We start from the raw sequence: 25,670 nt of genomic DNA, 5'->3' as shown, positions 1-25,670 counted from the left end.
GGCAGTCCCGCGACCGGGTTCGCGGGACTGTCGCGTTGCGTCTTTTCGGGCTACCGTTGTTACCGAGCGTGAGTACGGTCGGTGACGGCGGTGGAGGTGCGGCTCGATGCGTTCGATGTGGAAGGGCTCGGTGTCCTTCGGGCTGGTGAGCATTCCGATCCAGCTGTACGCGGCCACCGAGAACAAGAACGTCTCGCTGCGCCAGGTGCACGAGGCCGATGGCGGCCGCATCCAGTACAAGCGGTTCTGCACGATCGACGGCGAAGAAGTGCCCTACGCCGAGATCGCCAAGGGCTACGAACTGCCCGACGGCGAGATGGTCGTGCTCACCGACGAGGACATGTCCGAGCTGCCGCTGGCGTCGTCGCGGGCGATCGACGTGCTCGAGTTCGTGCCGCTGGAGTCCATCGACCCGATCCACTTCGACAAGACCTACTACCTCGAACCGCAGAAGAACGCCGTCAAGCCGTACGTGGTCCTGCGTGACGCGCTGGAGAAGGCGAGCCACGTGGCGATCGCGAAGGTCGCCATCCGGCAGCGGGAGACGCTCGCGATCCTGCGGGTGCACAGCGACGTCCTGATGATGACGACGATGCTGTGGCCCGACGAGGTCCGCGTCCCGGACTTCGGCTTCCTGCACGAGGACCCGCCGCAGGTGCGGCCGCAGGAACTGACGATGGCGGGTTCGCTGATCGACTCCCTCTCGGAACCGGTGTTCGAGCACGAGAAGTACACCGACTCCTACCGCGAGGCGCTGGAGGCCATGATCGAGGCCAAGGCCGCGGGGAACGAGACGACGAAACCGAAGGCCGTCGGCGCGAAAGCCGACGTCGTCGACCTCATGGAGGCCTTGCAGGCCAGCGTGAGCGAGGCGAAGAAGAGCCGGAAGCCGTCGACGGCCAAGAAGGCCACCGCCGCCAAGAAGCCCGCTTCCGGCAAGCGAACCCCGAAGAGCGCCTGACTCTCCTTTGTGGACAGTTGTGCCCGATGTCACCGGGCCGGGTCTCGCGACACGCCGCGCGTATGCCAGGATCTGTCGTCCCTCGGTGGTAGTAAGGCAATCGAGGAGAACTTCGACCTGGTCGCGGGAGGCGGCATGACCATGGAGTGCGCGCTCTGCGCCGGCGGGCTCGACCACTGTCACGGAACCCTGGTGGTCCACCTCGAGGGTGGTTTCACCGAATGCAGCGAAGACGGCTGCGTCGACTTCGACTTCGCCCGGCACACGCTGACGATCGACTGCTTCGACGTCGACGGTGGCTGCTCGTGCGCCGAGGTTTCGGCCCAGCTGCTGCTGCGAGCTTCTTGACCGGCGGTCAATACACCAGTCCCGGCCCGATTCGGGTGATCGAGACCGATTGCCACTCGAAGGTGTATGCATCCGTGTACATCGCGGCCGGGAATGTGTTAACTATGACGGGGGTCCTCCGGCTCTCCCTCCCCCTCGGAGCCGGGGGACCCCTTCATGTCACGAAAACGGACCGGGCACCCATGGGTGCCCGGTCCGTTTCGGTGCTGGTGCTCAGTACCAGTGGGCGCGACCGCCGATGGCCTTCCCGGTGTTCCCGAGGACGGCCAGGATGATCCCGATGACCGCGAGCGCGATCCCGATCGAGTACAGGACAGGGATGGTGGCGATGACACCGATGACAATCAGGATGACGCCGAGAATGATCACGGGGGCACCTTCTCCTTCGTAGTCGCCCCGGCCTGCTTGCCGCCGGGGTGTGGCTACTCAAGGGATTCCCGCCTCACTCCGCGAGAAACAGGTCCATCCGGCCGCATTTTTCACGCATTCGGTCTAATGCGCGGATGTCCCGAGCGCCACGCTCGGGACGTTCACCGTCTCAAACGTGGCGCTCGGGACATCTCAGCGATGAGCGGCGGGACCTCAGTAGCGGTAGTGGTCCAGCTTGTACGGACCCTCGACGTCCACGCCGATGTACTCGGCCTGGCGCTTGGTCAGCTTCGTCAGCCGGACGCCCAGCGCGTCGAGGTGCAGGCGCGCCACCTTCTCGTCGAGGTGCTTCGGAAGCACGTGGACGTCGGTGGCGTACTCGCCCTGCTTCGTGAACAGCTCGATCTGCGCGATCGTCTGGTTGGTGAAGGAGTTCGACATCACGAAGCTCGGGTGGCCGGTCGCGTTCCCGAGGTTCATCAGCCTGCCCTCGGACAGCACGATGATCGAGTGTGCCGCACGGTCGGCCGTCGCGGGGAAGACCCATTCGTGCACCTGCGGCTTGATCTCGATCTTCTGGATGCCGGGGATCTTCGCGAGCCCGGCCATGTCGATCTCGTTGTCGAAGTGCCCGACGTTCGCGACGATCGCGTTGTGCTTCATCTTGGCCATCTGGTCGGCCATGATGATGTCGAAGTTGCCGGTGGTGGTGATGAAGATGTCGCCGCGCTCGACGACGTCGTCGAGTTCCACGACGTCGAGGCCCTCCATCGCCGCCTGCAGCGCGCAGATCGGGTCGATCTCGGTGACGACCACGCGGGCGCCCTGGCCCCGCAGCGATTCCACCGCGCCCTTGCCGACGTCACCGTAACCGCAGATGACCGCGACCTTGCCCGCGATCATCACGTCGGTGCCGCGGTTGAGACCGTCGATGAGCGAGTGACGGATGCCGTACTTGTTGTCGAACTTCGACTTCGTCACCGAGTCGTTCACGTTCATCGCCGGGAAGAGCAGTTCGCCTTCCTTGGCGAGCTTGTAGAGCCGCTTGACGCCGTTGGTGGTCTCCTCGGTGACCCCGCGGACCTCCTTGGCGATGCGGGTGAACCGGCCGGTGTCGCGGCCGAGGCTCTCGCGCAGCGTCTCCAGCACGAGGCCGTACTCCTCGCCGTCCTCCTCGGTCGCCTTCGGGACGGCGCCGGCGGCCTCGAACTCGACACCCTTGTGGATCAGCAGGGTCGCGTCGCCGCCGTCGTCGAGGACCATGTTCGGGAGGCGGCCGTCACCGAAGTCGAAGAGCTGGTCGGTGCACCACCAGTACTCGGCGAGGGTCTCGCCCTTCCACGCGAACACCGCCGAGCCCGAGGGCTTCTCGACGGTGCCGTCCGGGCCGACGACGACGGCCGCGGCCGCCTCGTCCTGCGTGGAGAAGATGTTGCAGGACACCCAGCGCACTTCGGCGCCCAGCGCGACGAGCGTCTCGATCAGCACGGCGGTCTGGACGGTCATGTGCAGCGAACCCGCGACCCGCGCGCCCTTCAGCGGCTGCGAGTCGGCGTACTCGCGGCGCAGCGCCATCAAGCCGGGCATCTCGACCTCGGCGAGGCGCAGCTGCTTGCGGCCCGCCTCGGCGAGGGAGAGGTCGGCGACGGCGAATTCGATCCCGTTGACCTTGGACAGGGTGGGGCTCACAGGTTCTCCAATCATCAAGGAAGGCAAGGCGGAGCGGTCCTTCTCGCCGGTGGCGGAAAGGACGGTGTCAGTGCGGGGGTCGTTCAGCGCACGGCCTCGACGAAGAAGGCCGGAAAAGGGTTCTGACGCAAGAAAGGCACCTCCGCGGTGGGAGGCGCCCTTACGTCTGTCGCAGCGGGCCGAGCGTGGCGGAAGAATTCCGTCGCAGCGCCTCTCGGCCCGGAACCAGGATGGCAAAGCGCCGCGAGCGCTGTCAAGGCGACGCGGATCGCTCCGCCGTCGAGAGGAATTCGGCCCGGACCCCCAGCAGCCGGACCGGTCTGCCGAGGTCGAACATGCCGAGGACGGTCAGGGCCGCCTTCTCGATCTCGGCCGGGTCCGCGGTCGGTGCGGGCAGGGTCACGCTGTGCGTATGGGTCAGGAACGGTGCGAACCGGACCTTGACCGCGACCCGCGCGGCGGGCCTTCCTTCTTCGGCGACGTCCTGCGAAACGCGCTTCGCCAGCGTGGCGACTTCGGCCGCCATGGCGTCGGGGTCGGTCAGGTTCTGCTGGAAAGTCGTCTCACGGCTCCGGGACCGTGCGACATAAGGCGTCGCGGTGACTTCGGTGTCGCCGATTCCCCCGGCGAGGATCCGGTACCACGGGCCGAGCTTCGGGCCGAACCGGACGGCGAGGTCCGCCGGATCGGCGCCCGCCAGCTCCAGCACGGTGTGATAGCCGGCCTCGGCGAGCTTCTTCGTGGTCTTGGTGCCGATGCCCCAAAGCGCGTCCGTCGGCTTCTCGGCCATGACGTCCCACCAGTTCTCCTGGACGAGACGGTAGATCCCGGCCGGTTTGGCGAATCCGGTGGCGAGTTTGGCTCGCAGCTTGTTGTCCCCGATACCGACCGAGCAGGACAGCCCGGTCTCCTCGGCCACCACCCGCCGGATGTCGGCGGCGAGCGCCTCGGGATCGTCGATGGCGGCGCCGAGGAACGCCTCGTCCCAGCCGAGCACCTCGACCACCACCGGGAATTCCCGCAGCGTCGCCATCACCCGATCGGAGACTTCTTGGTACGCGGGCGCGTCGGTCGCCAGGAAGATCGCGTCAGGACAGCGTTTCGCGGCGGTTCGCAACGGCATCCCGGACTGGATGCCGAACTCCCGCGCCTCGTACGAAGCCGTCGCCACCACGGCCCGTTCGGCCGGGTCGCCGGTGCCGCCGACGACCACGGGCTTGCCGCGCAGCTCCGGCCGCCGGGCGACCTCGACCGCCGCGATGAACTGGTCGAGGTCGACGTGAAGCACCCACTCCTGGACGGCCACGAGGTGAGCCTACTGAGGGCAAGGCGAAGGTGCCGTGCTCGCTCGCCCTCGTGCCGGTTCCGGATGTTGCGAAAGTGGCTTTCGCAACGCCGCCGACCCGCAGACCGGGGGTCGTGTTCCGGGTCCGGTCCGTGAAGGCCTCCTTGAGGGACTCAGAGTCCCTCAAGGAGGCCTTCACGGACTTGCGGATCGCCACGCGCGTACCGCGAGAGGGGGCGCGACGGTGTGGGCCGAGGGGGTCGTGAGTGGCGTTTCGGGTTAGGGCCATCCGTGTCTCAGGTACCTACTGGTGGGCGGTTTCGTGTGACTGGACGGACGGCACACGTGACCGGCTGGACGACACCTGTGTCCAGGTGGACGACTCACGGCGGGCACCCGGCCGCGATCGTGTCGTCCACGCAGTCACGCGTGTCGTCCGTCTGATCACACGAGCCGTCCGGCCGGTCACGCGGCGGTGAGACGTCGGTACAGCTGGTCGTGAGTGGCGTTTCGGGTCAGAGCCAAGGGTGTCTTAGGTGCCTACTGGATCGTGGCCGCGGTTGATCATGGGGTCCGTCGCGTGGCGTCCATCTGGACACGTGTGTCGTCTCTTCCGTCACGCGAGTTCGCGGCCGCGGGTGTCGTGAAAGCCACTTTCGCGACGCCTGATGTCCCGAAAGTGGCTTTCGCGGCGCTGCCCGGCCTCACTGGACGCGGGGTCGGCCGGGCGGGGCCGTGAACGAGCCAGAGGTGCACGGGTGTCCTGAAGGCCTCCTTTGAGACGTTCAACGTCTCAAAGGGGGCCTTCAGGACACCGCGACAACCGCCCTCGCGACGGTCGTGAGTGGTAAGGACCGCCAGAACCCGAAACGCCACTCACGACCACCCCGGCCGACACCTTTGCCTTGTCACTCAAGACCGTTCGGCGATCTCGTCGCGCATCCGCTGCTCGTTCTCCTGCAGTTCCGGGGTGAAGGCCTCGCCGAAGTCCTCGGCTTCGAGGATCTTGCGGACCTCGAGCACGGTGTCGCTGTTCGGGGGAGTGGGACAGCGCTTCGCCCACTCGATCGCCTCGGCGCGCGACGGGACATCGACGATCCAGAAGCCGCCGACGAGTTCCTTGGCTTCGGTGAACGGGCCGTCGGTGACGGTGGTCCCGGCGGCGCCGATCGTGACCCGCGCACCCTTCGAGCTCTGCTGGAGTCCTTCGCCGCTCAGAAGGATTCCGGCGTCGTGCATCTCCTGGTTGAACTTCGCCATGGCGGTGAAGGCCTCCATCGGCGGCAGCTTCCCGGCTTCGGAATCCTCGTCCGCCTTGATGATGATCATGTACCGCATGCGTCTTCCTCCCAGTGAACCGGACGTTTCGCCCGGACTCTACCGGCGCACGGGAGGGTGTCAGTCGCGCCCGAACCGGGACAGATGCACGATCACCGCCGTGGTCACGGTGATCATCCCGGTCAGCAGAAGGGCCGGGCTGCTCAGCACCATGCCCGCCAGCATGAGCAAGCCGGCGAGGATGTCGAGAGTCAGGACGACCACGAGCCGGAGCAACGGGGGACGCGCGGGCCTGCCGGAGCCGAGCCGGGCGGCCAGCGCGGGTTCGGTGAGCTCGAACCAGCGCTCGATCTTCTCCAGCTCTTGCCGATCATGATGGCTCAGCATCGGTTTCTCCTTCGGCGCGCCCCGGCCGTCGACATCCACGGAATACCCCGGTACCGGGTCGGGTAAGCATCGAATTTCGCGCCCATTTTGTATAACGGCCTATACGGATTGGCGAATGGAACAGCCCTCATGGTCCGAATGGTTGCGCCATTGGTGGTCTCGGCACGGGGAAAGATCGTCAAAGAGGGGGGTGATCGGTAGTTTCTGCGCTTGTGGCCATGGCGGTCACGGCTGCTCCATCTGGGAGGACGAGAGCAATGACCATACCCACCGAACCGATCGGCAGCATTCCCCGTCCGGGCTATCTCGTCGAAGCGCTCGGCGAGCACGCGGCCGGGCGGCTCGACGCCGACGGGCTCGGCGAGTTGCAGGAAAAAGCCCTCGTGGACACCATCAAACGACTGGAGGAGACCGGTTCGCCGGTCATCACCGATGGTGAACAGGGCAAACCCAGCTTCGCCACGTATCCCTTGGCGGGCCTCGCTTCCCTGGCGTCCGACGGCGTCGTCATCCCCTTCGCCGACGGGCACACCCGGCAGCTTCCGAAGCTGACCGCCGGACCTTTCCGCTATCAGACCTACGCCGACACTTATCTGCGCGAAGCGAAGAAGCACGCGACCAAACCGGTGAAGCAGGCGGTGATCGCGGCGTCGGCGATCGGGCTCGTCTATCCCGGTGAAGAATTGGCCGGATATGACAAAGAACAGTTCATTGCCGACCTGGTGAATGAGGCGGAAGCCGATATCCGGCGCAGTCTGGACGCGGGCGCGGACAGTGTTCAGATCGACTTCACCGAAGGCAGGTTGTCGCTGAAGCTCGACCCGTCCGGCGGACTGCTGCAGTCCTTTGTGGACCTGAACAACGCCGTGCTGGACCGGTTCTCCGACGAGGAGAGGAAGAAGATCGGCGTGCACACCTGCCCCGGCGGCGACCAGGACTCGGTGCACAGCCTCGACGTCGACTACGCGGGCCTGCTCCCGACGTTGTTCCAGCTGAAGGTGGGCAACGTCTACGTCCAGCTGGCCAGCGAGGCGGATCCCGAGCGGGCGCTGCGGGTGATCGCCGAGCACGCAGGCCCGGAACAGCGGATCTTCGTCGGCGTGACCGACCCGATCGACCCGCGTGTCGAAACCCCCGAGGAGGTCCGGGACAGGGTCCTCCGCGCCGCCCAGTACATCTCGCCGGACCGGCTCGGTACCTGTGACGACTGCGGTTTTTCGCCGTTCGCCGACGACACCTCGACGTCGCGCGAGACCGCGTTCGCCAAGATCGCCGCCCGTGTCGAAGGCACCCGCCTCGCCGCCGAAGCGCTCTGACGTGGCGTGATGGGCACCTTCGGTCAGTTCTGGACGGCGACCTTGATGCCGAGCCCGACCAGGAAGGTGCCCATCACCGCGTCCATCCCGCGCCGGACGCGGCCGGAGCTGAAGAACCGCCGGAGTGAGCCGACCAGCGTCGCCAGGGTGAACGTCCACACCACGGCCACCGTCGTGGCCAGCACCGCCAGCTGCAGGGTCTGGGCGGTCGAGGCCGAATGCGGGAGGAACTGGGGGATCAGCGCGAGGAAGAAGACGGCGACCTTCGGGTTGAGCAGGTTGGTCAGCAACCCCTGGCGGAACGCTTCCCTGGTCGAGACGACGGGTGTCGCCTTGTCCTTGAGTTCGCTGTAGTCGCCCCGGCGCACCGCCAGCCACGCCTTGACCCCGAGGTAGATCAGGTACGCGGCGCCGATCAGCTTCACCACGGTGAAGGCGATCGCCGACACGGTGAGGATCGCCGCGACGCCGAGCGCGATCGCGACCACCCAGACGAACACGCCGAGCGCGATGCCGAGTCCGGCCGCGACCCCGGCCTTGCGCCCGCCGAGGATCGCGCTGCGGGTGACCACCAGGAAATCCGGGCCGGGTGCCATGGCGCCGAGCAGGCAGATCAAGACGAACGAGAGTGCGGTAGCCCCGGAGATCATGGTCCGATGCTATCCGGCCTGTCGATGTCTTTGACCATGATCGCCCCAGGGATGTCGACGCCGTCGGGCGTCGTCATCATCACCCGTTCGACTTCGGTGAAGCCGAACGACCGGTACAGCGGGACGCCGGGCATGGTCGCGGTCAGGGTCAGCGAGGTGAATCCCGCGGCTTTCGCCGCGAGACGGCACGATTCGAGGATCGCGCGCCCGAGGCCGCGCCGGGTCCAGTCGCCGCGCACGAACATGGCGCGCACCCGCGCCGGCTCGGTGGCCGGGTCGAGCGGGCGGTCGTCGTCCGCCGCGTCGCCGTCGCCGGCGTGCGTCTTGTTGCGCTTGCTCCAGCCTCCGCACGCGACGATCTCGCCGTCCGCCTCGTGCACGAAGTAGGTCCCGTCCTCGATCAGCAGCAGATCGATGGCCGCGATGTGCTTCGCCGCGCTCGCGGTCTGCCGCTCGTCGTAGAACCGGGGGAACAACTCCAGCACCGAGGCCCGCATCAGCGCCGCGATCGCGGGCGCGTCGGCGAGGGTGGCCGTCCGCTGCGGTGGTGTGTATGTCGTCATGTCGCGGAAGATAGCCAATGCCGCGCCTGACGGATAATCGTGCGGTGATCTCCGACGACGGCTGCGAGCTGTGGACCTCGACGACCGGCCGGGGCGAGCCGATCCTGTGCTGCCATGGCGGGCCGGGTCTGTGGGACATGTTCGGCACGCTCGATCCCGGTCCGGGCTTCCGGCTGATCCGCTGGGATCAGCGCGGCGCGGGCCGCTCGGCACCGCGCGGCCCTTACACGATCGAGCGAATGGTGGCCGACGTCGACGCCGTCCGTGAGTGGCACGGGCTCGACCGCGTCGCGGTGCTCGGGCATTCGTGGGGCGCGCACCTCGGTCTTCTCTATGCCCTCGCGCACCCGGAGCGGGTGAGCGCGCTCGTCTACGTGTCGGGTGTCGGCCTCGGTCACGACTGGCATGAGGAGTTCAAGCGGAAGTTCGAGCGGGTGCTGGGGGAACGGCACCGGCGGTGGGCCGAGCTTCGCGCGATGGACCGCGATGAGCCCGAAGAGCGTGAGCTCGCGGTGCTGCAGTGGACGGCCGATTTCGTCGCCGACGGCGGTCGCCATGCCGAGGCGATGGCGACGCCCTGGTTCCCGATCAACTACGAGGCGAACGCCGCGCTGGGCGAAGAGATGCGGACGGTACCGGAGCCGGAGCTCGTCGAGGCTTGCCGGTCGCTGCGGGTGCCGACGCTGATCGTGGACGGGATGGCGGACAACCGTCCCCGATGGGCCGTCGACTCGCTGGAGCGGGCCCTGCCGTCGGTAACCAGGGTGCGGCTGCCCGGAGTCGGTCACGTGCCGTGGCTGGAGGCGCCTGACGCGGTCCGCGGCGCCGTGACCGACTTCCTGGAGCAGTACGTCAGGCCTTGGTGATCGGCTGCTGCAGCTCGGTGACCCACTTGTCCCCGTCGTCGGGACACTCGAGATAGAACTCCCTTGCCGGGCCGCTCGCGCGATACCCGTGCGCGTCGACCCACTTCGCGAGTGCCTGATAGCTGGCGAGGACGGTCGCCATCGAACCCCGGTGCAGGATCGTCGCCGCAGCCGTCACTTCGGCGAGGCTCACCGTCGAGAATCCTTCGGAGCCGTCGGTCTCGGCCGCGATCGGGACGGCGGCGTGGATCAGCACCCGTTCGCCGTCGGAGTCGTCCTCGTAGTAGGCGATGAGCGGTCCGGACGGCGTGATCGGGCCGAGCGCCCCGAACAGCTGCTTGTACAGATCCTGCACGACCGGCCCGATCTCGTCGTTCACGTATCCGCTCGCCGTGCCGGTCAGTTCGGCGACGCGGACCGCGGGCAGGCTTTTGACGACGACGTCTTCGGAAGGCATGCTTCCCTCTCTTTCGATCGACCGGAGCCTCGCTTCGACAGCCTTGAGCCGTGCCTCGTCGGCCGCGATGGCCGCTTCGAGCTCGGCGCGACGCAGCCGCAGCATCCCGCGCAACTCGTCCGCGCCGATCTCCGCGTCGAGGATCTCCTGCACCTGGGTGAGCGTGAAGCCGAGATCCTTGAGCGCGATCACCCGGTTGAGCCGGGCCAGCTGGTCACCGGTGTAGGACCGGTACCCGCTGAACGGGTCGACGTGGGCGGGCCGCAGCAGCCCGATGGCGTCGTAGTGACGCAGCATCCGGACCGACACCCGGCCGTGCTTGGCGAAATCTCCGATACTGAACATGACGCCTCCCAGCCGACAGCCTGACACGGTGTCACAGTCAAGCGGTCACCGCACGAGCCGGAAGAACGACCGCACCTCCTCGGTGAACACAGCCGGCTGCTCGAAAGCCGCGAAGTGGCCTCCTCGCTCCAATTCGTTCCAGTACCGGATGTCGGTGAACCGGCGCTCGGCCCAGCGACGGGACGGCCGCGGCGACTCGCGCGGGAAGATCGAGCAGCCCGTCGGCACGGCGATCGTGTCCACAGTGGAATCGGTGAACCAGCTCGACACCTCGGCGAAACTCTCCCAGTACAAGCGCGCGGACGAGGCGCCGGTCCCGGTCAGCCAATAGAGCGTGATGTCGTCGAGCATCGCGTCCCGGCTCAGCGCGTTCTCCGGATGACCGCCGCAATCCGTCCAGGCCTGGAACTTCTCGACGATCCACGCGCACAGCGCGGTCGGCGAGTCGGCGAGCGCGTAGCCGATCGTCTGAGGCCTCGTCCTCTGCAAGTTCGCGTAACCCGAACCGTCCGCGTTCCCGCGTTCGAGATCGTCGAGCGATTTCCGCTCGGCTTCGGTGAGGTCGCCGAACGTCGCCGGATCCGGTGCCGCCAGCGGCGGGTTGAGGTGGATCCCGGCCAGGCGCTCGGGCGCCGTCCGTCCCATGAGCGTGGTGATGCTCGTGCCCCAATCGCCGCCTTGGGCGCCGAAGCGTTCGTAGCCAAGGCCGTCCATGAGGTGGATCCACGTGTCAGCGATGCGCTGGATCGACCAGCCCGGCTTGGCGGGTTTGTCGCTGAAGCCGTAACCAGGCAGGGACGGCACGACGACGTGGAAGGCGTCGGCCGCGTCGCCGCCATGGGCGACCGGATCGGTGAGCGGGCCGACCACGTCGAGGAATTCGAAGATCGACCCCGGCCAGCCGTGACTGAGGATCAGCGGCAGCGCGCCGGGATGCGGGGAGCGGGCATGCAAGTAGTGGATGCCGAGACCGTCGATCTCGCTCCTGAACTGGGGGATCGCGTTGAGCCGGGACTCCGCGGCACGCCAGTCGTAGGTTTCCGCCCAGTACGAGCAGAGCTCGCGCAGGTACGCGGCGGGCACTCCTTGCGACCAGCCGTCGACGGTCTCGTCTTCGGGCCAGCGGGTGCGGCGGAGCCGGGCGCGGAGGTCTTCGAGATCGGCCTCCGGGATCCGGGCTCGGAAAGGCGTTGTCTCCATATCCGCCGACGCTAACAACGGCATCCGACAAAAATCCGATGCGCCGTGCGGTCCCGTCCGCCTACCGTCGCCAGGGTGAGCCACACCTACCCTCCGCTGAACATCGAGGTACGGACGCCGCGGCTGACCTTGGCCGGGGCGTCGGACGAGTTGCTGGAGCGGCTGGTCCCGACCGTCCGTGCCGGTGTCGCGGAAACCGCGCCATGGCCGTTCGACGATCCGATCTCTTTGTACGCGGACAATCCCGACCGCGAATGGCGGTGGCTGCGGGGGATCTGGGCGGGACGCGCCCGCGTCGACCCGAGCTTCTGGCGGCTGTATTTCGTCGTGTTGCTTGACGGCGAGCCGGTCGGGATGCAGGACCTGATCGGGACCGATTTCGCCAAGTTCGGGACGGTCTCCAGTTTCTCGTGGCTGGCGCCGGGACAGCGCGGACGTGGCCTTGGGAAGGAGATGCGCACGGCCGTGTTGCATCTGGCCTTCGCTGGACTGGGCGCGCGGGAAGCATCAAGTGACGCCTTCGCCGACAATGATGCGTCCAACCGGGTGTCCAGGGCGCTGGGTTACGAGAAGAACGGCACCACATGGGACACCCGGCGCGGTGAGGTCGGGCTGATCCAATGCTGGCGGTTGACCAGGGACGCCTGGGACCGGGCGCGGCGCGACGACATCGAACTCGCCGGTGTCCAGGAGTGTCTCCCGGTGCTGGGCCTCGTCTGACGGTCGGCTCTGCCCTGCGTGGACTTCCGGGCTGAGGGCTGCTATAACCAAACTACATACTGTATACAATCTGCCGTGAGCGGGTGGGACCGATGCCCGATCCTCGAATCCTGCGGGACCACTACGGGCGCCGGTATCGCGTCGGCGAGAGCGACGTGGACCTGCTCGGCAGACCCCGGTCATGGATGTCGTGGCTCAGCTGGGCCGCGATGTTCGCCGCCGGGATCCAGCAGTACGGCTTCGGCGTCATCGCACCGGTCCTGATGACGGCTTACGGCTGGACGTTCCCCGAAGTGGTCGTCTCCTTCGTGCTGTGGACGGTGTGCCAGGCGTGCGCGGTGTACCCGGCTGCCCGGCTGCGCGAGCTTCCAGGCGATCGTGGCCTTCCCGGCGGGGAAGATGCGGGAGAACGGCAAGCTGCCTGCCAAGGCGGCGATGCTGCTCGGCGCCGCCGGCACCCTGCTGGCCTATGTGTCCTTGGCCTACGCGCCCAGTTCGTTCTGGGCCTATCTCGGCTTCGGCTTCTTCGGTGGGGGCGGGGCGGGCCTGGTGTACGCGACCTGCGTCAACATGGTGGGGAAGTGGTATCCGGAACGGCGGGGCGGGAAGACCGGATTCGTCAACGGCGGCTTCGCCTACGGTTCGGTGCCGTTCATCTTCCTCTTCACGTCCTATATGGACCTTTCCAACTTTTCGGCTGTCCTGCTCGTGGTCGGTGTCTTCCTGGCGGTGGGGCTCGCGGCCAGCGGCTTCTACTTCCAGGACCCGCCGAAGAACTGGTGGCCATCGCACGTCGACCCGCTGAAGGTGTCCGAAGACCCGCGGGTCCGCCGATCGCTGCGAAAGAACCCGCCCGCGGTGAAGCAGTACACGCCCCGCGAGGCGCTCCGGACCGGGATGCTGCCGCTGATGTGGTTCTGCCTGCTGTGCACGGCCGGGGTGAACATCTTCGGCATCGCGATGCAGGTCCCGTTCGGCAACGAGATGGGTTTCGCGGGCGGGATCGTCGCACTGGCGATGAGCCTGAAGGCGATCATCAACGGCACCGGCCGCGGTGTGATCGGCTGGATCTCCGATCGCTACGGCCGTCGGCAGACCCTGTTCATGGTCTGTGTCGTGCTCGGCCTCGCGCAGTTCGCGGTGACCGGTGTTCGGCTCGATCGGCAGCATGCCGTTGTTCCTGCTGGCCTCGATGGTCTCCGGTTTCGGCGGCGGTGCGATCTTCCCGCTGTTCGCGGCGATGACCGCGGACTTCTACGGTGAGAACAACAACGCCAGCAACTACGGCCTGGTCTACAGTTCGAAGCTGATCTCGGGCATGGTCGGCTCCGGGGTCGGCGCGATGGTCGTGGTGGCGTGGGGTTACGGCGGCGCGTTTTTCCTCGCGGGCGGAACGAGCCTGTTCGCGGCCGGGCTCAGCCTGCTGCTGCATCAGCCAGGGCGTTCGCGGACACGGACTCCTCGGCGTGAGCAGGAATTGAATCCCGCTTAGCCCTCTTTCGGACGTTCGTGGAAGGCCAGCCTGGTGCGTTCGGTGTGCTGGTTCATGATCCGTTCGGCGGCGGTGGCGTCACCGGCGGCGATGGCCTTGATCAGTTCCTCGTGCTCCTGCCAGGCGTCGTGGCTGCGAGGACGGGCGATCGGCGTGTAGTACCAGCGGACCCGGCGATCGACCATGCCGATCATCTCGGCCAGGACGGTGTTCCCGGACAGCTCGGTGATGAACGCGTGGAGCGCGGCGTTGGCCGCGACGAGGCCTTCGGTGTCCTCGGCGGCCAACGCCTCCAGCCCGGTTTTCTGCAGTTCCCACAGGCGTTCGACGTGCTTGTGGTCGGCCCTGCCGGCGGCGAGACGCGCGGAGTGCGCCTCCAGCACCGTGCGCACGCTGAGCAGTTGATCGGCTTCTTCGTCCGTGGGCATGTGCACGAAGGCGCCTTGCGCGGGGCGGAGGTCGACCCAGCCTTCGCTTTGCAGGCGCTGCAACGCTTCCCGGACCGGCTGCCTGCTCACGCCCAGGAACTCGGCGAGGTCTGCCTCGACCAGGTGCTGTCCGGGTTCGAGGGTCCGGTTGATGATCAGCTCCGCGAGCGCGTCGTAGACGACCTGGCGCAGCGGCGCCGGCCGCTCGACGCGTTTGGCCGTCGCCGAGCTGAGCGTGCCCTTGGTGCGGCGGCCGGTGGGGCCGCGGTCGGGCAGGGGCGAAGCGGACTGGCTCACAGGACCTCCGGATGTCTTGTTCCTGTCCCAGGATACAGCTTTCTGTATGCAAAATCCCGACATTTCACCGCTTCGCCTCCGTAAGTCCCTCAAGGAGGCCTTCACGGACTTACGGAGGGGTGAGCGCCGGTATACCGGGCGTTGACCGACGAGGGGGAAGCGGGCTATTCTCGATATACGAAAGAAAAGTTCCGCAGAGCGAAATTGCAGAGGTTTCGATGGCTGATCTTGCGGGTTCGCGTCATGCGCTGCCCTACGTGCTGAACCTGTCGCTGGTCTTCACCGAGTTGCCGCTGCTCGACCGCGCGGAGGCGGCGCGCGCGGCGGGCTTCACCGCTGTGGAGTACTGGTGGCCGTTCGAGACGCCGGTGCCGGACGCCGCCGAGGTCGACGCGTTCGTGGCGTCGGTCGAGCGGGCGGGCGTCGCGGTGACCGGGCTGAACTTCTTTCCCGGCGACATGGCGGGCGGCGACCGCGGCCTGGTCACCTGGACCGGTCGCGAGGACGAGTTCGCCCGCAGCGTCGCCTCCGCGATCGAGCTCGGTGAGCGCCTCGGCTGCCGCCGGTTCAACGCGCTCTACGGCAACCGGATCGACGGCGCGGATCCGGCCGGGCAGGACAAGCTCGGCCTGTCGAATCTGGCGCTCGCGTCGGACGCGGCCGCGCGGATCGACGCGGAAATAGTCTTGGAACCGTTGTCGGGGGCGGAAAAGTACCCGCTCAAGACCGCGGCCGACGTGTGGGAAGTGCTCGACGAACTCGGGCAGGACAACGTGAAGCTGCTGGCCGACCTGTACCACCTGGCGGTCAACGGTGACGACCTCGACACGGTCACGACCGTCCACACCGGACGGATCGGCCATGTGCAGATCGCCGATGCCCCAGGGCGCCACCAGCCGGGGACCGGAACGCTGGACATCGAGGGTTACCTGGAGAAGCTGCAGACGGCGGGCTACCGCGGGCAGGTCGGGGTGGAGTACAAACCCGACGGGCCGAGCGCGGATTCGCTGTCGTGGCTGCCTTTCGAACGAAGGGGACTGGCATGACCAAGCTGGGATTCATCGGACTGGGGATCATGGGCGGGCCGATGGCGGGACACCTCGTCGCCGCCGGCCACGAGGTGAGCGGATTCGACACGAACGCGGACGCCCTCGCGAGGTTGGAGGCCGCGGGCGGCCGGGCGGCGAACGGGGTGACGGACGCCGTGGCCGGCGCCGAAGTCGTCATCACCATGTTGCCGAACCATCCGCAGGTCGAGGCGGTCGTGCTGGCGGCGGGCGGCGTGCTGGAGTCGGCGAAACCGGGCACCCTGCTGATCGACATGAGCACGATCCGGCCGGAGACCTCCATCGAGGTGGCCGAGCGGGCGGCCGAACGGGAGATCCGGGTGTTGGACGCGCCCGTTTCCGGTGGCCAGGCGGGCGCCGAGCAGGCCTCACTGTCCATTATGGCCGGTGGTGACGAGACGGACTTCGCCGCCGCGCTCCCGATCCTGGAGGCGGTCGGCAAGACGATCGTCCACGTCGGGCCGCACGGCGCCGGACAGGTGGTCAAGGCGGCCAACCAGCTCGTGGTCGGCGGGACCTACGCGTTGATCGCCGAAGCCATCGTCCTGCTGGAGGCCTCCGGCGTGGACGCCGGGGTCGGGCTGGACGTCCTCGCGGGCGGCCTGGCGGGCAGCCGGATCCTCGAACTCAAGCGGAAGTCCATGGTGGCGCGGGACTTCGCGCCGGGCTTCCGGATCGACCTGCACCACAAGGACATGGGCATCGCGCTCGCCGCGGCCAGGCAGGCCGACGTCGCGCTGCCGATCACCGGGCTGGTCGCCCAGCTCGTCGCCGCCGGACGGGCGATGGGCCACGGCTCGCTCGATCACTCCGCCCTGCTGAAGGTCGTCGAAACGCTGTCCGGCGCGGAAAGCAAGGAGTGAGGAATGCCCAGAATCCCCGCCATGCAGGCCGTCGTCGACGTCCTGGTCAGTGAAGGCGTCGACACCGCGTTCGGCTGTCCCGGCGCCGCGATCCTCCCGCTGTACCACGCGATGCAGGGCAGCGGCATCGAGCATCTGATCGTGCGCCACGAAGAAGGCGCCACCCATATGGCCGACGGCTGGGCGCGGACCACCGGCAACGTCGGCGTCGCGATCGGCACCTCCGGGCCTGCCGGGACGAACATGATCACCGGGCTCTACACCGCGCAGGCCGATTCGATCCCGATCCTGTGCATCACCGGGCAGGCCGACTCGCGGAAGCTGCACACCGAAGCGTTCCAGGCCGTCGACATCGTCGAGATCGCCAAGCCGGTGACGAAGTGGGCGGTGCAGGTCAAGGAGGCGGCCCAGCTGCCGTGGGTGTTCCGGGAGGCGTTCCGGATCGCGCGCTCCGGCCGGCCGGGGCCGGTGCTGATCGATCTGCCGATCGACGTCCAGCGGCAGGAGATCGAATGGGACTCCAGCATCGACTCGCCGCTGCCGGTCATCAGGGCGACGCCGTCCCCGGCGCGGGTCGAGCGGGCGCTGGATCTGCTGCTTGCCGCCGAACGGCCGCTGATCCTCGCGGGTGGTGGCGTCGTGCTCGGCGACGCGAGCGACAGGCTGCGGACCGTGGCCGAACTGCTCGGCGTCCCGGTCGGCGTGACGCTGATGGGCAAGGGGACCTTCCCCGAGGACCATGAACTGTTCGCCGGCATGGCCGGTATCCAGACGTCGCAGCGGTGGGCGAACGCGGCCTTCCTCGAAGCGGATCTGGTGCTGGCGCTCGGCGCGCGGTTCGGTGACCGGCACACCGGTGACCTCGACGTCTACCGCGGGAACCGGAAGTTCATCCACGTCGACATCGAGCCGACGCAGCTGGGCAAGGTGTTCGGGCCGGACCTCGGGATCGTCTCGGACACGGGCGCGTTCCTGGACGCGCTGATCGAGGCGGCGTCGAAGCGTTCCCTGGCACGGGATCGCGCCTGGCCGCAGCGGATCGGAGCACTGAAGGAGAGCCTGCCCCGGCGGGAGGATTTCGAGGATACGCCGATCAAGGCGCCGCGCGTGTTCAAGGAGATCAACGAGTTCTACGGCGAGGACGCCTACTTCGTCACCGCGATCGGGCTGTACCAGATCTGGTCCGGGCAGTTCCAGCGCGCGCACAAGCCGCGGCACTACCAGGTGTGCGGCCAGGCCGGGCCGCTCGGCTGGGAGATCCCGGCGGCGATCGGGGTCAAGAAGGCGAAACCGGAGGCCGAGGTCGTCGGCGTCGTCGGGGACTACTCGTTCCAGTTCCTCGTCGAGGAGCTGGCGGTGGCCGCACAGTACGACGTCGGGTTCGTGCTGATCATGCTGAACAACGAGTACCTGGGGCTCATCCGGCAGGCCGAGACCGGCTACGAGATGAACTTCGAGGTCGACATCCACTACGACAAGAACGGCACGGACAACGTGAAGGTCATGGAGGCCTACGGCTGCTCCGGCACCCGCGTCACCGAGCCGGGTGAGATCCGGGCGTCGCTGGAATGGGCGCGCAAGGAGGCCGAGCGGACCTCGCGGCCGGTGCTGGTGGAGATCATGATCGAACGCGAAGGGAACGCCGCGATGGGCAAGGCGCTCGACAGCGTCGTCGAGTTCGAGCCGATCGCGGGCTGATGACGGTGCCCGGCCGCCACCCCGCGGGCGACCGGGCACCGTCAGTTCGTCAGGCCTTGCCCTGGTCGTTGCTCAGCCACTTCTCCGGCCGGACGCGGACCAGCACGGAGTTGTCACTGAGCGCCCCGTCGACGTACTTCGTGCCCTCTTCCCCCGGCAGGTAGCGGTGCGCGATCTTCAGCGCCTGCTCACGGGTCGGCGGCGTGTCGTTGGCGATGACCGGCCCCTCGGCCGTCACGTACTTGTACGGGAAACTCTCGGACTGCGCGACCAGGCTGAGCCTGCCCGCCTTCTTGATCGCCTTGTCCTTGACCGAACCGCCGTCCATCCAGATCAGGAGTTCCCCGCCGGGCTCGTAGTCGTACCAGACCGGTACGGCCAGCGGGGCCCGTCCTTCCCGTTCCACGGCCAGGACCCCGATGTGGACCTCGCTCAGGAAGGCTTCCCGTTCTTCGGCGGTCATGACGAAAGACGACATCCGTGTCTCGCTTCTCTCGGTTGACGATCTACGAGAAGCGATAACGCGGCCCGTGTTCAGGACATTCCGGGCACCCGCTCGTCCACCTGTCCGTGAAGGCCTCCTTCCCTACTTTGAAGGTAGGCAAGGAGGCCTTCACGGACACCGGGGGTACGCGCTACGGGGTCGGAGAGGTGGAACTGGTCGGGGTCGAGGACGGCGCCGCGGACGTGCTGGACGGCGGAGGCGTCGTCGAAGACGGGGGCTTCGAGGAGGAAGGCGGCGTGGACGAAGGAGGGGTGGACGAAGGGGGCGTCGACGACGGCGGTGTGCTGGTCGGCTTCGAGGGCGAACTGCTGCTCGGCGGAGTGCTGCTGCTCGGCGGGAAGGACGTGCCGGGCAGCGGGGTCGGCGGCGCCGTCGTGCCGGGCGGGGGAGTGCCGGGCAGGGTCGGGACCGGGAGCTGGCCGCCGGGTGTGTCGGCGGCGACGTTCGAGGAATCGGGCGCGCCGACCGGGACCTGGCTGTCCGGGAACGTCGCGACACCGCCGCGATAGGCGACCGCCCAGCGGATCACGGTGTCCACATAGGACAGCGAGTGGTTGTAGCGGTACACGGCCACGCGCTGGGTCTGCTCGGACGTCAGGTCGACGCCGCCGGAGCAGAGGTAGCGGCCGGAGCCCAGCGTCGCGTCGTAGATGTTGTTCGGGTTCGACTCGCCGTCGCCGTTGCCGTCGGAGGCGTAGCCCTTCCACGTGGACGGGATGAACTGCGTCGGGCCGACGGCGCGGTCCCACACGGTGTCACCGTCGTATTTGCCGCCGTCGGTGTCGGGGATCGCGGCGAACGGTCCGGCTCCGTTGAGCTGCGGGCCGAGGATCGGTTCGAGGGTGTTGCCCTTCGCGTCGACATAGCCGCCGCGCGCGTGGTTGGACTCGATCCGGCCGATGCTGGCGATCAGCGCCCAGTCGATGTGACAGCCGGGCAGTTCCTTCGCGAGGATGTCGGCCGCGTTCTTGTAGGCCTTCATCATGCTCGCCGGGATGCCGAGCGCACCCGACGGCGCGAACGAGCCGCCGACGTTGCCGGCGCTGCCGGGAACGGTCAGCGGATCGGGATTGGGCGGCTCGGGGAGACTGCCGTCGACCGCGATCTCCGGGACCGTGCCCGCCGGCGGTTGCCAGGCCGCGGCCTGGTTCTGCGGTACGACGGGCTTCGGTGCGGCGATCGGGGCGTCGGGACCCGCCGACGCGGTGACCGCGGGCAGGACGGCGAGCGCGCCACCGGCGAGCGCGAAGGCCGTCCGGTGCCGGGCGGACAACCTGTCCGTCTGTCGAGGGCGGTGCTTCGGCATGTTCTCTCCCGCAAGGTCGACTCCGGGCAAAACTATCCGATGCAACCGAATTCCGGGGAGGACACAACGAAAAACCTGTGAACCTGTCGAGTTTTCGTCCGCCCGGCACAAGACCTTCGTAGTGAAGTTGTCAATTTCACGCTGAGTTCACCGAAACGTCAGCAGAATCTTCCGTCACTTCGGCGGTGTGGTCTGAACCGCGTGCAAAGAAATCTTTGCACAAGTGTCTTTGCATGGCTACCCTGGTGCCATGACCGGTCCGCCGACGCCCGAAGAGATCACCGATCCCGCCGTGCTGAAGGCGATGACGCATCCGTTGCGCCGCCGGATCATGGAGGCGCTGGGCCGCGAGCCCGCGACGGCGACGAAGCTGGCCAAGGAACTGGGGGAGAGTTCGGGCGCGACCAGCTACCACCTGCGGGAACTGGCGAAGTACGGCTTCCTCGACGAGGCGCCGGAACTCGCGCACGGCAAGGAACGCTGGTGGCGCGCCAGGTCACGCGACATCCGCTGGCCCCGGCACAGCGAGCAGAGCGACGAGATGCGCGCGGTGTTCGACGAGGCACATCGCGCCGCGTTCACCGAAGACCTGGAGCAGATGGCCCGTTTCGTCGAACGTCGCGGCGAGCTGGGTGAATGGGGCGACGCGCTGGTGTTCTCGCGCGGCGCCGTGTACGTCGACCTCGAAGAGCTCAAGCAGTTCTGGGAGGAGTACCTGGAGCTCTTGCGCCGCTATTGGCGGCCGGAACCCGGCCCGGACGCGCGGAAGGTGTTCGTGCGCTGGACGGCGTTCCCGGATCCGGACGGGGACTGAAGGAGGGGAGCTGAAAGACCGGTGGGAGAGCGGCCACTCGACCACCGGGATCGCGTCACCACGCCGGACGGCGTGTCTTCACGAACGACTCCACACACAAAGGGGGAGCAGCATGCTGCTCTGGAAAAGAATCGCGGCCATCGGGGCCGTGACGAGCCTGCTCGCGGCGGGGACCGCGACGGCCGCGCAACCGCCGGACGGGGCATCCCGCGCGGACGCCACCATCCGCTACACCGAGTACGGCATCCCGCATATCGTCGCGAACGACTGGGTGAACCTGGGTTTCGGGCAGGGATACGCGGCGGCCAAGGACAATATCTGCGCGATCGCGGACGTCGCGGTCACGACACGGGCCGAACGTTCCCGCTGGCTCGGCCCGGACGCGCCGCCGACGAGCGGGGTGAGCCAGGCGAGCACGAACCTCGCCAGTGACCTGTATTTCCAGGGCCTCAACGAAAGCGGCGCCGTCGAGCGGATGATGGCCGAGCCCGCGCCGCGCGGGCCGTATCGCGAGGTCCGTGAACTGATCCGCGGGTACGTCGACGGCGTGAACAAGTACCTGCGCGCCGGCGAGATCACCGACCCGGCCTGCCGGGGCGCCGGCTGGCTGAAGCCGATCACCGAACTCGACGTCTACCGGCACAGCCACGCGGTCGGGATGATCTTCGGCCAGGGCGGGGTCGCCGATTCCATCACCGCGTCCCTGCCGGGTGCCCCGCCCGCGGGCACCGGCCGTGAGCAGATGACCGGCGAGACCGGGATCGGCAGCAACGCGATCGCGATCGGCTCGGCCGCCTCGGCGAACGGACGCGGTATCTCGCTGGCCAACCCGCATCTGCCGTGGCAGCTGAGCGGGACCAGGCTGTGGCAGTCGCAGCTGAGCCTGCCAGGCAAGCTGAACGTCAGCGGCGCCGGTATCCCCGGTATCCCGCTGATGTGGCTGGGACACAACGAAACGGCCGCCTGGAGCGGGACGGCCACCGATACGACCCGCACGTACACGCTGTTCGAGCTGAAGCTCGTTCCCGGCTCGCCGACGATCTACCTGGTCGACGGGAAGCCCGAGCGGATGCGGCGTAGCGACGTGAGTGTCCTGTCACGCAAGGCAGACGGCACGCTGGAGCGCATCGTGCGTCCACAGTGGACAACCAGGTACGGGCCGGTGACCACCCGGCTCGGGCAACGGGAACTGCCGTGGACGGCGTCGAGCGCTTTCGCGATCGCGGACGCCAACGCCGGGAATCTCGCGATGACGAACTCGATGTTCGAGATCGCCCGCGGCCGGACGGCGGGGGAGATGATCGGCGCGGTCCGCGAGACGCAGGGACTGCCGTGGATGAACATCGTCGCCACCGACGATCGCGGCCGGGTGGAGTACAGCCAGATCCACGGGGTCCCGCACGTCACCGACGAGAAGGCGGCGCGCTGCAACACCCCGTTGGGCAAGGAACTGTTCGACGCCGACGGGATCGCGGTACTCGACGGCTCCAGGACGGCCTGCGCCTGGGGCCGCGACCGTGACGCGCTGCGGCCCGGCGTCTTCGGCCCGGCCAGCCTGCCGACCCTGAGCCGGGACGACTACCTGGCGAACTCGAACGACAGTTACTGGCTGTTCAATCCCGCCGAGCCGAAGACCGGCTTCCCTCGGATCGTGGGCCCGGTCCGGTACGAGCAGAACATGCGGACGCGGGGCGGTTTCGTCGAGATCGCCGACCAGCTGGCGAAGGGCGGCTTCACCGGCCAGGCCATGCGGGACCTGATGTTCTCGCATCGGGACCATGCCGCTGAACTCGTCCGGAGCGATGTCGTCGGGATGTGCCGAACGATGCCGGGGATGGACCCCGCGTGCGCCGTGCTGGCGGGCTGGGACGGGCGCTCCGACGCCGACAGCCGGGGTGCGCTGCTGTTCGACCGGTTCTGGTCCAGAGTGGACCGGTTGGAGCCGGGCCCCTGGAAGGTTCCGTTCGACGTCAAGGATCCGGTCCACACCCCGAACACCCTCGACACCGGGAACGCGGCGATCCGCAAGGCGCTCTCCGACGCCGTCGCGGAGCTGAAAGCGGCGAACATCCCGCTCGACGCGCCCTACGGTGACAACCACTACGTCGTACGCGGCGGGAAGAAGATCCCGCTGGGCGGCGGGACCGCCGGCCGTGGTGTTTACGACTCCCTCGGCGGGCCTTGGGATCCGGCCCGCGGCTACACCGAGATCGTGCACGGTGGGACATACCTGCACGTCGTCGCGTTCGACAGCACCGGATGCCCGGACACGACGACGCTGCTGACCTATTCACAGTCCGCGAACCCGACGTCCGCACATCACAGCGACCAGACGGAGCTGTACTCGCGCAAGCAGTGGGTCACCGAACGGTACTGCGAGAAGGACATCCTCGCGTCGCCGTCGCTCGAGGTGGTCCGGGTGAGCAGGCGATGATCACGGCCTTGTTCGCGGCTGCTGCCTTGGCGGTGTCTTCGCCGGCACCCGCCGCCGCGCCGTCCGGCGACGTCTCGTTCACCAGCCACGGCGTGACCTTGCGCGGAACGGTGGTCGCACCGGAAGGCGGTGGCCTGTCACCGGGGATCGTCATGGTGCACGGTTCGGGTGAACACGACCGGGACGACTACCGCGCCGAGGCCGAGGCCTTCGCCAAGGCGGGGATCGCGACCCTGATCTACGACAAGCGGACCGAAGGCTATTCGCTGTTCGAGCGGGACTACTCGGTCCTGGCCGACGACGCGCTCGCCGCGGTACAGACGCTGCGCTCGCGTCCGGGCGTGGATCCGGCCCGCGTCGGGGTGTGGGGTCTGAGCGAAGGGGGCTGGGTCGCGCCGTTGGCGGCGTCGAAGTCGAAGGACGTCGCGTTCGCGGTCACCGTCGGTGCCAATGGGGTCTCGCCCGACCGTCAGCAGTCGTGGGCGTTCGAGACCTATCTGCGGCACGGCGGTGTCACCGGCTCGATGGTGGACATGGTGGCGTCGACGAACATGCGGACCCTCGCCGGCGCGGGTGCGTTCCCCGAGGCCGGATACGACCCGGTACCGGTGCTGGAGAAGGTGCGGCAGCCGGTGCTCGGGCTGTGGGGTGAGCTGGACCGGCTGACCCCGCCCGGCGAGGCCGTCCGGATCTTCCGGGAAACCCTGGACCGGGCCGGGAACCGGCAGTACACGCTGAAGGTGTTCCCGCAGGCCCAGCACGGGCTGCGGCAGACCACGGACGGTTTCGACAAGCTCGACGGCTTCGCGCCCGGCTATCTCGATCTGGTCGGGACCTGGGTCAACGGCCTGAAGGACGAGCCGTTCGCCGACCCGCCGCCGGTTCAGGCGAGCCAGAGTGCCGCCCTTGCTCCGCTCGCTTGGTACGAGGCGCCGTGGGTGCAGATCGGGGTGTGGGCGTTGGCGTTGCTGGCGTTCGCCGCGTACCCGGTGACGGCGTTCCGACGGCGGGAGGTCGTACCGCTCGCCCGGCCCGCGCGCTGGCTGGCGTCGACAGGGTTGCTTGCCACCGTGGGGTTCCTCGCCTATTACGTCGTGCTGACGACGGGGGCGGCGATGGCGCCCGGCCCGGTCCTTTTCGGACGGACATTGCCGTGGCTCGCGCTGCAGCTGATCGCGGTCGGTGTCGTGGTCGCCGGTGTGGTCACGGTGGTTTCGTGGTGGCGGAGGAAGGAGCGCGGGGGAGTCCGGGTCGGGCTGCTGCTGGCCGGAGCCGTGCTGTTCGTGCCGTGGGCGGTCCACTGGGGACTGCTGGTGCCGTGAAATGAGCCTGGGTGCCGGGCGGCCACCCGGCACCCAGGCGAACGGAAGCCGCGTCACCACGCCCGAGGGCGTGTCTTCACGAACGGACCTCCGGATCTGAAGATACTCAGGACTTCGGGGTGACGGCGAACCGGCGCAGTTCCAGCGCCGGGTTCTTGGCGCGCACCTCGGAGATCCGCTCCGCGGAGACCTCGCCGGTCGCGGTTCCCGTGCGCTCGCCCAGCGAGGCGACGACGACGCCCATCGGGTCGACGATCATGCTGTGCCCCGAACCCGCCGGAGCCGCCTGTCCCGCCGCGACGAGGTAGATCGTGTTCTCGATCGCGCGCGCCCGGACCAGCGTGGTCCAGTGGTCCTCCTTGAGCGGGCCGGGCATCCACTCCGCCGGGAGCAGCACCGCGTCCGCGCCCGCGTCGACCAGACGGCGGGTGACCTCGGGGAACCTCAGGTCGTAGCAGGTCTGGAGACCGAAGGTGATCCCGTCGGCCTCGAACGTCTCCGGGGCTTCGATGTCGCCGGGGCGGACCAGTTCCGATTCGCGGAAACCGAAGGCGTCGTAGAGGTGCAGCTTGCGGTACAGCGCGGCGATCGCCCCGTCGGGACCGGCCGCGACGAGCGTGTTCGAGATCCGCTCACCGCCGGGGAGCGCTTCGTTGATGCCCGCGACCACGGTGATCTGCCGGTCCTTCGCGAGACCGCGCAGCTCGGTGACGAACGGGCCGTCGAGTTCTTCGGCCGAGGTCACGAATTCCCGGCTCATCGTCGGTACGGTGAACAGCGAGTACTCGGGCAGCACGGCCACCCGCGCACCGCGGTCCGCCGCCTCTCCCACGAGGGAGCCGACGCGGGCGAGGTTGGCCGCTTTGTCGTTGCCTGGCGCGAACTGCGCCACCGCGACGTGCACCATGGGACCCCTTCCAATCAGTGGAACTCTTGTATACATGATGGATACTTGACTGGTCCAGGTGTAGGGTCGGTCGCGGAAAGTAGCGGCATAGAGGGGGAACGAG

At 68.0% G+C, this 25,670-nt stretch carries 27 protein-coding genes; 13 read left to right on the top strand and 14 right to left on the bottom strand.

From position 1 onward, the window contains the following. Positions 1-106 precede the first annotated feature (106 nt). Together ku and AMYAL_RS0135005 are read left to right on the top strand one after the other, a co-directional pair. On the top strand, positions 107-961 hold the full coding sequence (gene ku, locus AMYAL_RS0135010; protein ID WP_020635963.1) for a non-homologous end joining protein Ku: 855 nt from the start codon (positions 107-109) through the stop codon (positions 959-961). Positions 962-1,096: 135 nt separating this feature from the next. Beyond that, complete coding sequence (locus AMYAL_RS0135005; protein ID WP_020635962.1) at positions 1,097-1,309, top strand: hypothetical protein; 213 nt, start codon at positions 1,097-1,099, stop codon at positions 1,307-1,309. Between the two features lie 213 nt (positions 1,310-1,522). On the opposite strand, the gene AMYAL_RS49990 is transcribed toward AMYAL_RS0135005, so the two are convergent. From AMYAL_RS49990 to AMYAL_RS0134980, 5 genes are all read right to left on the bottom strand, one after another. Then, a complete protein-coding gene (locus AMYAL_RS49990) occupies positions 1,523-1,678 on the bottom strand; it encodes a DUF6131 family protein (protein WP_020635961.1) in 156 nt (51 codons plus the stop codon). Between the two features lie 213 nt (positions 1,679-1,891). Beyond that, positions 1,892-3,367, bottom strand: coding sequence for an adenosylhomocysteinase (ahcY, locus tag AMYAL_RS0134995; protein ID WP_020635960.1), 1,476 nt, complete (start codon positions 3,365-3,367; stop codon positions 1,892-1,894). Positions 3,368-3,620: 253 nt separating this feature from the next. Beyond that, positions 3,621-4,673 (bottom strand): DNA polymerase IV, encoded by a 1,053-nt coding sequence (locus AMYAL_RS0134990; protein ID WP_020635959.1) that lies wholly within the window; start codon positions 4,671-4,673, stop codon positions 3,621-3,623. Positions 4,674-5,564: 891 nt separating this feature from the next. After that, the gene (locus tag AMYAL_RS0134985; protein WP_020635958.1) at positions 5,565-5,990 is read right to left on the bottom strand and encodes a YciI family protein; all 426 of its coding nucleotides are present in this window, start codon (positions 5,988-5,990) and stop codon (positions 5,565-5,567) included. Positions 5,991-6,050: 60 nt separating this feature from the next. Then, the gene (locus AMYAL_RS0134980) at positions 6,051-6,317 is read right to left on the bottom strand and encodes a DUF3040 domain-containing protein (RefSeq protein ID WP_026467703.1); all 267 of its coding nucleotides are present in this window, start codon (positions 6,315-6,317) and stop codon (positions 6,051-6,053) included. Positions 6,318-6,574: 257 nt separating this feature from the next. Here AMYAL_RS0134980 and AMYAL_RS0134975 point away from each other — a divergent pair, with 257 nt between their 5' ends. Then, entirely contained in the window at positions 6,575-7,633 is a 1,059-nt protein-coding gene (locus AMYAL_RS0134975; protein ID WP_020635956.1) for a cobalamin-independent methionine synthase II family protein, read from the top strand. A gap of 23 nt (positions 7,634-7,656) precedes the next feature. On the opposite strand, the gene AMYAL_RS0134970 is transcribed toward AMYAL_RS0134975, so the two are convergent. Beyond that, on the bottom strand, positions 7,657-8,283 hold the full coding sequence (locus AMYAL_RS0134970) for a LysE family translocator (protein ID WP_020635955.1): 627 nt from the start codon (positions 8,281-8,283) through the stop codon (positions 7,657-7,659). Next, positions 8,280-8,846 (bottom strand): GNAT family N-acetyltransferase, encoded by a 567-nt coding sequence (locus AMYAL_RS0134965; RefSeq protein WP_039795977.1) that lies wholly within the window; start codon positions 8,844-8,846, stop codon positions 8,280-8,282. The genes AMYAL_RS0134970 and AMYAL_RS0134965 overlap by 4 nt, the downstream gene beginning before the upstream one ends. Before the next feature lie 44 nt (positions 8,847-8,890). Here AMYAL_RS0134965 and AMYAL_RS0134960 point away from each other — a divergent pair, with 44 nt between their 5' ends. Next, positions 8,891-9,712 carry an alpha/beta fold hydrolase gene (locus tag AMYAL_RS0134960; RefSeq protein WP_020635953.1) on the top strand — a complete coding sequence of 274 codons (822 nt, stop codon included), beginning with the start codon at positions 8,891-8,893 and terminating at the stop codon, positions 9,710-9,712. Here the strand turns inward: AMYAL_RS0134960 and AMYAL_RS0134955 are convergent. Continuing rightward, complete coding sequence (locus tag AMYAL_RS0134955) at positions 9,699-10,514, bottom strand: MerR family transcriptional regulator (RefSeq protein WP_020635952.1); 816 nt, start codon at positions 10,512-10,514, stop codon at positions 9,699-9,701. The genes AMYAL_RS0134960 and AMYAL_RS0134955 overlap by 14 nt on opposite strands. Positions 10,515-10,559: 45 nt before the next feature. Further along, positions 10,560-11,714: an epoxide hydrolase family protein gene (locus tag AMYAL_RS0134950; protein ID WP_020635951.1), complete on the bottom strand. Its 1,155-nt coding sequence runs from the start codon at positions 11,712-11,714 to the stop codon at positions 10,560-10,562. A 75-nt stretch (positions 11,715-11,789) separates the two neighbouring features. On the opposite strand from AMYAL_RS0134950, the gene AMYAL_RS0134945 reads away from it, so the two are divergent. Next, positions 11,790-12,434: a GNAT family N-acetyltransferase gene (locus AMYAL_RS0134945; protein WP_020635950.1), complete on the top strand. Its 645-nt coding sequence runs from the start codon at positions 11,790-11,792 to the stop codon at positions 12,432-12,434. A gap of 121 nt (positions 12,435-12,555) precedes the next feature. Here the strand turns inward: AMYAL_RS0134945 and AMYAL_RS50875 are convergent, their stop codons facing one another. Next, positions 12,556-12,684: a hypothetical protein gene (locus tag AMYAL_RS50875; protein ID WP_280632814.1), complete on the bottom strand. Its 129-nt coding sequence runs from the start codon at positions 12,682-12,684 to the stop codon at positions 12,556-12,558. A gap of 128 nt (positions 12,685-12,812) precedes the next feature. On the opposite strand from AMYAL_RS50875, the gene AMYAL_RS50555 reads away from it, so the two are divergent. Then, a complete protein-coding gene (locus AMYAL_RS50555) occupies positions 12,813-13,697 on the top strand; it encodes an MFS transporter (RefSeq protein WP_245193223.1) in 885 nt (294 codons plus the stop codon). Further along, positions 13,603-13,926, top strand: a complete 324-nt coding sequence (locus tag AMYAL_RS50550) for an MFS transporter (protein WP_342364865.1) — start codon at positions 13,603-13,605, stop codon at positions 13,924-13,926. The genes AMYAL_RS50555 and AMYAL_RS50550 overlap by 95 nt, the downstream gene beginning before the upstream one ends. Here the strand turns inward: AMYAL_RS50550 and AMYAL_RS0134935 are convergent. Continuing rightward, positions 13,923-14,651, bottom strand: a complete 729-nt coding sequence (locus AMYAL_RS0134935) for a GntR family transcriptional regulator (protein ID WP_020635949.1) — start codon at positions 14,649-14,651, stop codon at positions 13,923-13,925. The genes AMYAL_RS50550 and AMYAL_RS0134935 overlap by 4 nt on opposite strands. A gap of 218 nt (positions 14,652-14,869) precedes the next feature. Here AMYAL_RS0134935 and AMYAL_RS0134930 point away from each other — a divergent pair, with 218 nt between their 5' ends. Genes AMYAL_RS0134930 through gcl form a run of 3 tightly spaced genes read left to right on the top strand, consistent with a single transcriptional unit; the run spans position 14,870 to position 18,279 of the window. Then, complete coding sequence (locus tag AMYAL_RS0134930; protein ID WP_020635948.1) at positions 14,870-15,697, top strand: hydroxypyruvate isomerase family protein; 828 nt, start codon at positions 14,870-14,872, stop codon at positions 15,695-15,697. Continuing rightward, the gene (locus tag AMYAL_RS0134925) at positions 15,694-16,581 is read left to right on the top strand and encodes a 2-hydroxy-3-oxopropionate reductase (protein ID WP_020635947.1); all 888 of its coding nucleotides are present in this window, start codon (positions 15,694-15,696) and stop codon (positions 16,579-16,581) included. The genes AMYAL_RS0134930 and AMYAL_RS0134925 overlap by 4 nt, the downstream gene beginning before the upstream one ends. 3 nt (positions 16,582-16,584) lie before the next feature. Further along, positions 16,585-18,279 carry a glyoxylate carboligase gene (gene gcl, locus AMYAL_RS0134920; protein ID WP_084702206.1) on the top strand — a complete coding sequence of 565 codons (1,695 nt, stop codon included), beginning with the start codon at positions 16,585-16,587 and terminating at the stop codon, positions 18,277-18,279. A 49-nt stretch (positions 18,280-18,328) separates the two neighbouring features. Here gcl and AMYAL_RS0134915 read toward each other — a convergent pair whose 3' ends face one another. Together AMYAL_RS0134915 and AMYAL_RS0134910 are read right to left on the bottom strand one after the other, a co-directional pair. After that, entirely contained in the window at positions 18,329-18,757 is a 429-nt protein-coding gene (locus tag AMYAL_RS0134915) for a pyridoxamine 5'-phosphate oxidase family protein (RefSeq protein ID WP_020635945.1), read from the bottom strand. A 157-nt stretch (positions 18,758-18,914) separates the two neighbouring features. Next, positions 18,915-20,090, bottom strand: coding sequence for a lytic transglycosylase domain-containing protein (locus AMYAL_RS0134910; protein ID WP_020635944.1), 1,176 nt, complete (start codon positions 20,088-20,090; stop codon positions 18,915-18,917). A gap of 250 nt (positions 20,091-20,340) precedes the next feature. Here AMYAL_RS0134910 and AMYAL_RS0134905 point away from each other — a divergent pair, with 250 nt between their 5' ends. The 3 genes from AMYAL_RS0134905 (at position 20,341) to AMYAL_RS0134895 (ending at position 24,660) form a co-directional block, all read left to right on the top strand. Then, the gene (locus AMYAL_RS0134905; protein ID WP_020635943.1) at positions 20,341-20,904 is read left to right on the top strand and encodes an ArsR/SmtB family transcription factor; all 564 of its coding nucleotides are present in this window, start codon (positions 20,341-20,343) and stop codon (positions 20,902-20,904) included. Positions 20,905-21,016: 112 nt separating this feature from the next. Beyond that, positions 21,017-23,338, top strand: a complete 2,322-nt coding sequence (locus tag AMYAL_RS0134900) for a penicillin acylase family protein (RefSeq protein ID WP_020635942.1) — start codon at positions 21,017-21,019, stop codon at positions 23,336-23,338. After that, on the top strand, positions 23,335-24,660 hold the full coding sequence (locus tag AMYAL_RS0134895) for an alpha/beta hydrolase family protein (RefSeq protein ID WP_020635941.1): 1,326 nt from the start codon (positions 23,335-23,337) through the stop codon (positions 24,658-24,660). The genes AMYAL_RS0134900 and AMYAL_RS0134895 overlap by 4 nt, the downstream gene beginning before the upstream one ends. 106 nt (positions 24,661-24,766) lie before the next feature. Here AMYAL_RS0134895 and AMYAL_RS0134890 read toward each other — a convergent pair whose 3' ends face one another. Next, on the bottom strand, positions 24,767-25,567 hold the full coding sequence (locus AMYAL_RS0134890) for a carbon-nitrogen hydrolase family protein (RefSeq protein ID WP_020635940.1): 801 nt from the start codon (positions 25,565-25,567) through the stop codon (positions 24,767-24,769). Between the last annotated feature and the right edge of the window lie 103 nt (positions 25,568-25,670).

The sequence above is a fragment of the Amycolatopsis alba DSM 44262 genome, from assembly GCF_000384215.1.
GTDB lineage: Bacteria > Actinomycetota > Actinomycetes > Mycobacteriales > Pseudonocardiaceae > Amycolatopsis > Amycolatopsis alba.
The sequence above is the reverse complement of the archived record's forward strand: the minus strand, read 5'-3'. Positions and strand labels throughout refer to the sequence as shown.